The organism is Bacillus pseudomycoides DSM 12442 (assembly GCF_000161455.1).
In the GTDB taxonomy this organism is placed as follows: Bacteria; Bacillota; Bacilli; order Bacillales; family Bacillaceae_G; genus Bacillus_A; species Bacillus_A pseudomycoides.
Genome location: NZ_CM000745.1, coordinates 1695514 through 1703659 on the forward strand (window position 1 = coordinate 1695514; position 8146 = coordinate 1703659).

At 36.3% G+C, this 8146-nt stretch carries 7 protein-coding genes and 1 pseudogene; 7 read left to right on the forward strand and 1 reads right to left on the reverse strand.

The genetic code is table 11. From position 1 onward, the window contains the following. Positions 1-81 precede the first annotated feature (81 nt). Genes BPMYX0001_RS08410 through BPMYX0001_RS08430 form a run of 5 tightly spaced genes read left to right on the forward strand, consistent with a single transcriptional unit; the run spans position 82 to position 5277 of the window. Positions 82-2433 (forward strand): xanthine dehydrogenase family protein molybdopterin-binding subunit, encoded by a 2352-nt coding sequence (locus BPMYX0001_RS08410; RefSeq protein WP_006094519.1) that lies wholly within the window; start codon positions 82-84, stop codon positions 2431-2433. After that, positions 2420-3256 (forward strand): FAD binding domain-containing protein, encoded by an 837-nt coding sequence (locus BPMYX0001_RS08415; RefSeq protein ID WP_033798821.1) that lies wholly within the window; start codon positions 2420-2422, stop codon positions 3254-3256. The genes BPMYX0001_RS08410 and BPMYX0001_RS08415 overlap by 14 nt, the downstream gene beginning before the upstream one ends. Then, positions 3256-3723, forward strand: a complete 468-nt coding sequence (locus BPMYX0001_RS08420) for a (2Fe-2S)-binding protein (RefSeq protein WP_006094521.1) — start codon at positions 3256-3258, stop codon at positions 3721-3723. Before BPMYX0001_RS08415 ends, BPMYX0001_RS08420 begins: the two co-directional genes overlap by 1 nt. Further along, positions 3723-4673, forward strand: coding sequence for an XdhC family protein (locus BPMYX0001_RS08425; protein ID WP_006094522.1), 951 nt, complete (start codon positions 3723-3725; stop codon positions 4671-4673). Before BPMYX0001_RS08420 ends, BPMYX0001_RS08425 begins: the two co-directional genes overlap by 1 nt. 1 nt (position 4674) lies before the next feature. After that, complete coding sequence (locus BPMYX0001_RS08430) at positions 4675-5277, forward strand: nucleotidyltransferase family protein (protein WP_078211539.1); 603 nt, start codon at positions 4675-4677, stop codon at positions 5275-5277. Between the two features lie 133 nt (positions 5278-5410). Here the strand turns inward: BPMYX0001_RS08430 and BPMYX0001_RS32255 are convergent. Then, positions 5411-5640, reverse strand: a pseudogene (locus BPMYX0001_RS32255) (DUF896 domain-containing protein). A gap of 583 nt (positions 5641-6223) precedes the next feature. On the opposite strand from BPMYX0001_RS32255, the gene BPMYX0001_RS08440 reads away from it, so the two are divergent. Next, positions 6224-7120, forward strand: coding sequence for a LysR family transcriptional regulator (locus tag BPMYX0001_RS08440; RefSeq protein ID WP_006094525.1), 897 nt, complete (start codon positions 6224-6226; stop codon positions 7118-7120). A gap of 48 nt (positions 7121-7168) precedes the next feature. Then, a complete protein-coding gene (locus BPMYX0001_RS08445) occupies positions 7169-8017 on the forward strand; it encodes a YitT family protein (RefSeq protein WP_003196864.1) in 849 nt (282 codons plus the stop codon). Positions 8018-8146: the final 129 nt, after the last annotated feature.

Sequence of the window (8146 nt, forward strand, 5' to 3'; positions counted from 1 at the left end):
TGCATCTATAAAGAGTTCCGTACTAAATGAGGGTGGCTACGAATAAGGTTGGTAGAAGAGTAGAAGGAAGGGAGGGCTAAAATGAAACCGTATCACATTATTGGAAAAAGTATTAAACGAAAAGAAGGTGCAGATAAAGTAACGGGTAGAGCAAAATATGTGGATGACGAGATTGAGATAGGTACTTTATACGCAAAACTCTTAACAAGTGTGTATGCGCATGCTTTTATTGAAAGTATTGATATAAGGAGAGCTGAGGAAATCCCTGGTGTTCATGCTGTAATAACAGGCGCAGATTATCCTATTCTGGTCGGTTCCAGTATTGTAGATCGTCCCCCGTTAGCCTACGAAAAAGTTCGGTATTTTGGTGAGCCTATTGCACTTGTCGTAGCGGATAGCGAAGCGATTGCTAAACACGCAACAGCACAAATACGTGTTATATATAAGAAACTGCCTGTAGTTCACGCCCCGCTGCAAGCCTATTTAGAAAGGGATATACTCGTACATGAAAATATAGAACAATATGAATTGGAAGAAGAAGTATATCCAGAAGCGCATACAAACATTGCAAATAGAACGAAAATTCGTAAGGGAGATATTCGAGAAGGGTTTGTAAATAGTGAAGTTGTTGTAGAGGAAACGTTTTCTTTTCGGCAATCTGATCATACTGCAATGGAAACTCGATGTGCGAAAGTAGAAATTAAGCCAAATGGAGAGGTTATTATTCATTCTACTTCGCAAGCCCCTTTTGAAATTAAAAGATTGCTTAGTAAGACGTTTCAAATTGATGAGGAAAAAATAATTGTACATGTGCCTTTAGTTGGAGGGGCGTATGGTGGAAAAACAGCGGTACAACTTGAGTATTTAGTGTATCTTGCTTCTAAAGCAGTGGGTGGGAGGCGTGTTACCCTGCGGAATAGTAGAGAAGAAGATTTTGTAACATCGCCTGTTCATATTGGTTTACAAGCAAAAGTAAAGCTTGGATGTACAAAGAAAGGGAAATTGCAAGCTGCAGAGATTTTATATTTATTTGATGGCGGTGCGTATGCTGATCGGGCAGTGACCATGAGTAAAGCGGCCGGATTAGACTGTACAGGTCCATACTCAATTCAGCATGTATCGTGTGATTCGCTTTGTATGTATACGAATCATCCATATGCGACATCGTTTCGTGGATATAGTCATGCCGAGTATACATTTGTAATTGAAAGAATGATAGATATATTGGCAAAGAAAGTAAATATATGTCCGCTTGAGTTTCGTATGAAAAATACAATTGAGGGAGGAGATACAACACCAACACAAGTATTAGTCACAAAAAGTAATACGGGGGATATTCGGGCGTGTTTACAAAAGTTAAAATCGCTTATTAGTTGGGAAGAAGGGAATCGTATTGTTTTACCAAATGGGAGGATACGGGCAAAAGGAATTAGTTGCTTTTGGAAAAATTCGACTACACCAAATAATGCTGGAGCGGGTGCGACTATAACCTTTAATGGTGATGGGAGTGTAAATGTCAATTGTGGTGCAGTGGAAATTGGACAAGGAACGAAAACAACTTTAACACAAATGGTTGCAGAAAAAATGAATATGAATGTTAAAGATGTATCTATTATGATGGAAGTCAATACACAAATAGCGCCAAAACATTGGAAAACAGCTGCCAGTCGAACGACACATCTCGTTGGAAATGCAGTTGTAAAAGCGACGGAAGATGTAATGAAGCAGTTACTAGATACGGCAGCTAATGTACTTGGAATACCAGCAGGTGAATTAACAATTGCAAATAAGACTGTATATGTAAAAACAAATCCAGATATTTACGTACCATTTTCAAAAATTGTTTTTGGATATGTTGATTCGAGTGGGAATGTGGCAGGGGCGCAAATAATCGGAAGAGGTACATATATTTTTGAAGGAATAACAAAGGTTGACTATGAAACAGGAAAAGGGAAACAAGGACCAGAGTGGGGAGTGGGAGCACAGGCAATAGAGGTTGAATTTGATCCACAATTATATACGTATAAATTAATTAAAGCAGTAACGGTTGCAGATGCTGGAAGGATTTTAAATAGAAAAGGAGCAGAAACACAAATTATAGGGGCTATGAGTATGGGATTAAGTTTTGCGACGAGAGAAACATTTCACTATGACTTGTATGGGAGAGTTCTTAATAATCGGTTTCGTTCTTATAAAGTGATGCATTATGGGCAACACCCAAAATACATTGCTGAATTTGTAGAAGTACCGCATGATCAAGCTGCATTTGGGTCTAGAGGGCTTGGTGAGCATGGAATTATCGGTATGCCAGCTGCTTTAGCGAATGCGTTATCTATTGCGGCTAGTATTTCACTTCGTCAATTACCTATTAATCCTGAATTGATTTGGAAAGTAAAACAAGCGGAGGAGAATGGTGTATATGATACCATTTGACTTTGAATATTATCGTCCGAATTGTATCGAAGAAGCAATCCGATTATTTCATCAGCTGGATAAAGAGGGAAAAAAGCCTATTTATTATGGAGGAGGCACTGAAATTATTACAATGGGGCGTTTGCAACAAATAATTGCGAAAGCGGTCATTGATTTGAAAGATATTCCCGAATGTAATATTTGTGTGTGGAATGACCAAAATCTTATTCTTGGAGCTACATTAACATTAACACAAGTTCAAGAGAAAAAAGTATTCCCTCTTCTTGGAGAGACTGCCGGAAGGGCTGCAGATCACACAGCAAGAAATAAAATTACGCTTGGTGGCAACATTGCAGGGAAAATTATATATAGGGAAGCAGTACTCCCTTTTTTACTAGCTGATAGCACATTTGTTATTGCAGGAAAAGAAGGTATAAAGTATATCAAGGCACAGCAAGCGTTTATTGAGAAGTTACAATTGCAAAAAGGTGAGTTTCTTATACAAATTATCACCGATCAAAAATATATAGAATCTCCTTATTACAGTGTAAAAAAAAGGCAATTAGAGAAAATTGATTACCCACTTGTAACAGTTGCTGCGTTAAAAAGTGATGAAGACATTCGAATTGCATTTAGTGGATTGTGTGCCTTTCCATTTCGGTCGCTCGCAATAGAGGCAGTGTTAAACGATTGGGATATTCCAGTAAGGAAGAGAATTGAGCGCGCCCTTCTTCATATTCCCGCACTTATATTAGATGATATACGAGGTTCGCGTGCTTATCGTATGTTTGTTTTGCAACATGTGCTTTATGATGTGCTGATGAAGCTGGAAGGGGTGAAATAATGGGGAATGGGCAATTTATTCTTCATGTGAATGGGGAAGATAGTGAAGTGATTGTCAGAATGGCAGATACGCTATTATATACATTACGACATAACCTCGGTCTAACTGGAGCTAAGCCGGGATGTGAAAACGGTGATTGTGGTGCTTGTACAGTTCTTGTTGAGGGGCTACCAATTAAGTCTTGTATTATGTTAGCAGTGGAAGCGATTGATAAGCGGATTACAACGATTGAAGGCTTACGGGAAACGCCTATTCAGCGAGCTTTTGAAGACAAATGGGCTTTTCAGTGTGGGTATTGTACGCCTGGGTTTATTATAAATTGTCATGCGCTCGTTACACAAAAAATGGATGTGGATGATTCAGTTATTGAAGAATGGTTAAGTTCTAATATTTGCCGGTGCACAAGTTATCAAGAGATTGAAGAAGCTGTGAAATCTGTCTTACAAAAACAACGGGAGCATCAATGATGACTTCTGTTCATACTGTACTAGAAGCACTACTATCTTGTGAACAACGATGTGCTTTAGCGACGATTATTCATGTAGAAGGATCTGCATATTGTAAAGAAGGAACAATCATGCTTTTTGGTGAAGATGGAACGAAAGTCGGAATGTTAAGTGCAGGTTGTTTAGAAGAAGAGGTTTCTATTTATGCAGCTGAAGTAATAGAGAATCAAACTTGGTCTATCCATCAGTTTAATACAAAAGCAGAAGATGATTTATCTTGGGGAATGGGATGCAACGGCATCATTCGTATATTAGTTGAGCATATAGATGAGGAGTACAAAGCTTTTTTGCAAACACTATATGAATATCTTAAGAAGGGTATTTCAGTTCGAATGATAAAGAACCTTTCTTCATTACAGACTTTGTTTGTAAGTGAGAATGGTGACATGTTTGGGAATGAAGAAGCTTTATTTTCAACTCATTCCTTACATGGTTTATACGGTAAATGGTTTTATCAACACTTTGCACCAAAGCCACGACTCTTTATTTTTGGAGCGGGGGAGGATGCGAAACCTCTTGTTCGGTTTGCAAAAGAAGTAAACTTTGTTGTAACAGTTTGTGATTGGCGTGAATCGTTATGTAATTCTTTACATTTTCCGAGTGCAGATGTTTGTATGAATGGGTTTCCGAAAGAGATTGTACCACGACTTCTATTAAGAGAAGAAGATTTTGTTGTGATTATGACTCACCATTTTCAACGCGATCAGCAATTGGTTGAACTGTTATTGAAACAATGTGTTCGCTATATTGGTATTTTAGGTCCACGTCACCGCACTGCTCGTCTATTAGAAGGAAAGGCGATACCAAAAAATATTCATTCTCCGGTAGGGCTTGCAATTGGTGGAAAAGGGCCAACTGAAATAGCGATTAGTATCATAGCTGAAATCATCCAAGAATTAAGGGGGAAGTAAAATAAAGATTGCAGGGATATATTTAGCTGCTGGAAACAGTCGAAGGATGGGGCCAGGAATAAATAAATTATACTTACCATTACAGGGGAAACCACTTGGAAACATAGCGTTACAAGCGGCATTTTCTTCAAGGCTCTCTCATATTATTGTTGTTACAAATGACCCCACGTGGATATTAAAGAGGATGTGCCGTGAAAATGTGTATATTCTTTCTTGTCCAAACGCTGATAAGGGACAGTCATATTCTCTTCAGTGTGGTGTTAAAATGGCGAAAAAAATAAATGTAGATGCAGTGGTTGTTCTTTTGGCGGATCAACCATTCGTTACAGCTGAATTTATTAATAAGATAATGGATTGCTATGAGCAAAATAAAAACATTCATTTTGTAGCAGCGAGTTATAGGGGAGTAAGGCAACCTCCTGTTTTATTTACAAAGAAAGTGTTTCCGTTTTTTAAAGCGTTGAAAGGGGATGAAGGAGCACGTGCAATTTTTATGAAGCCTACGATAAATGGAATTTCATTGTTGTCTCAAAATGACAAAATATTTTTTGATATCGATACATGGGAAAAATATCAACAGGTGAAACAAAAATATGCGGATTGATATGGTGTTTGAATTACAATGTAGTAGACATAGAACTATGTCAAAAAGAGCCGGAATTTCTCAATATAGAAATTTGGCTCTTTTTACGTTGATATTATTTTGTGAAATTGGTCGTTTGAATCGATTTTGGATCTCAATTTGTAAGGTTCATACGATTTTGTGCATGCTGTAAAGCAAGTGGAGTAACGTTCTCCCTGTTAGGATCTACAATCGTTGTATTTAATAAAATGGAATCTAAACTTCCGCGAAATTCTGTCATATAGTGTTGTCTTAACATTTGTTGTTCCTATTTTTCAGTTTTTTTAGTCCGGAAGCTTTTTCTTTTTTTGCTAATTCATTAATGCGAAATAATATATTTTTCATTTTGTTCACCTCTTTTAACTATAAATTAGTAACTCACTAATTTATAATGATTTTGATATTTCTTTTTGATTATGTCAATAGTTGTAAATGAAAAAGACACTCCTTTTTTAAAAAAGGTGTCTAACTAGATTACATTAGGTTTATCCATCATTTTTATAAATGATTTCTATTAAAATAATTCATTTTATTTATTTGCATTCTAAATATATAATAGCGATTAGGTGAGTGCACAGGAACAGCTATTTAATTGCCCTTCTTTTCGGAATGCTATTTGTGCATAAATCGTTCGATTTAATAAGTCGTTTAGATAGTTAATCAATGATTTTTTAGGGAATCGCTCAAGCTCGCAGAATAGAAAATATATGAGATTGTTACTAAAACCAACTAATTTCATGAGAATGATTATTTTTATTGGTGTCTCGGTGAACAATGGACTGCATTTCTGCGTAAGAGAAAACTATGTAACCTACATATTAACTTTTTCATTATTATGAAGATATGGTTATAACAAGAAAAACATCCGGAAATTATATTTTAGCTTTATATAAAACAAAAGAATGATCGTACAACAGGAGGAGTAAGTATGGAGCTGCGCCATTTGAAAACTTTTATTATTGTAGCGGAAAGCGGTGGCTTTACACGGGCTGGAGAACAACTTGGGTATACGCAATCGACAATTACTAATCATATTCGATCATTAGAAGAAGAGATTGGAAATCCATTATTTGATCGTCTTGGAAAAAAGGTAATTTTAACTGATGTAGGGGAGCATATGCTTTCTTATGCGCATAAAATATTGGAATTATCAAATGAAGCATTGGAATCATCTCAAATGAACGGGAAATTTTCAGGGACAATACGCATTGGAGCGAATGAGTCTTTAATGATTTATCGATTACCTGCTGTTTTATATGAATTTAAAAGGAAGTATCCGCAAGTACATATCATTTTACAACCATCAGAGAGTCAAGAATTGCACAATGAGCTAAAATCAGGAAAATTTGATTTCGCTTTATTTACACATCCGGAGCAACTAGGTACAGACATTGTTACTCATTCTCTTGTTCAAGAGAAGATTGTGCTTATTGCTCCGCCCAAACATCCACTAACAAAAAAGGTGAGCGTTAGTCCTGCTGATTTAGAAGGAGAAATGTTGTTGCTTACAGAGCCAGGGAGTTACCGAGATTTGTTAGAAAGACGGATTAAAGAAGATGGTATTAATTGTTCTCATATTCATTTTTGGAGTATTGAAGCGATTAAGCAAACCGTTATGTGTGGGCTAGGGATATCTTATTTACCGTTTATAACGGTAAAGGAAGAAATCGAGCAAGGCAAGCTAAGTGTACTACCATGGACGTATAGTAAAGATTTCGTTACAACGGAATTGGCATATCATAAAAGCAAATGGTTAACTCCTGCAATGAAGAAATTAATTGAAATGATAGAAAAGCATGCAGAGAAATGGAAAGAATTCGCTTGATTCTCTGATCTGAAAGTAGGCTGGAAACTATATATTGGGGGAAAAGTAATGAATGAAAGAGTAATAAATGAAAGAGTGAAAGAAGTAGCGCTTGTCGTAATAGGATCATTATTGTTTGCGATTGGGATTAACTTTTTTGCTATTCCAAATCGGTTATCTGAAGGTGGAGTTATTGGGCTTACAGTTATTACATATTATTTGTTTGAATGGTCACCAGGTACTGTAAACCTTTTAATAAATGCAGTATTACTTGCAATTGGGTATAAGTTTTTTGATAGAAAGACAATGGTGTATACAATACTTGGTATTGTCTCTTCATCTTTCTTTTTATATATCACAGAAGATATAGCGACTCCGGTAAATCATGATACATTGTTAGCAGCTCTATTTGCGGGTGTTTTCGTTGGTGTTGGTTTAGGATTTATGTTCCGTGCAGGTGGTACATCAGGTGGATCTGCAATCATAGCACAATTAGCAAACCAATATTTAGGTTGGAGTGTTGGAAAAGGTGTATTAATTATTGATATCGTCGTTATTGCAGGTTCAGTATTTATTATTGGGCAGGAAAAAGCGATGTATACGCTGGTAGCGGTATTTATCGGTGCAAAGGTTATTGATTTTATTGTAGAAGGATTGAATACAAAGACTGCTGTAACAATTATTTCAAACTATCCAGACATGATCAGAGAATCCATTATGAAGAGTATGACACGAGGTGTAACAGTACTAGATGGGAAAGGTGGTTACACAGGAAATAACAAAGAAGTATTATATGTTGTCATCAATAAACAAGAGCTCATTCAATTAAAGAAAGTCGTGAGCCAAAAAGATGAAAATGCATTCGTTGTCATTCACGATGTGCGTGATGTATTAGGTGGTGGTTTTAAAGCGAGTTAAAAAAGCTGGTCTTCAAATTTTGAGGACCAGCTTTTTGTTTAAGGAGGTAAAAAAATAATCATTAGTTTATAGTTTTAAGAAACAACGTCATAACAAATACTCAAAAAAANANANANANANATATATATA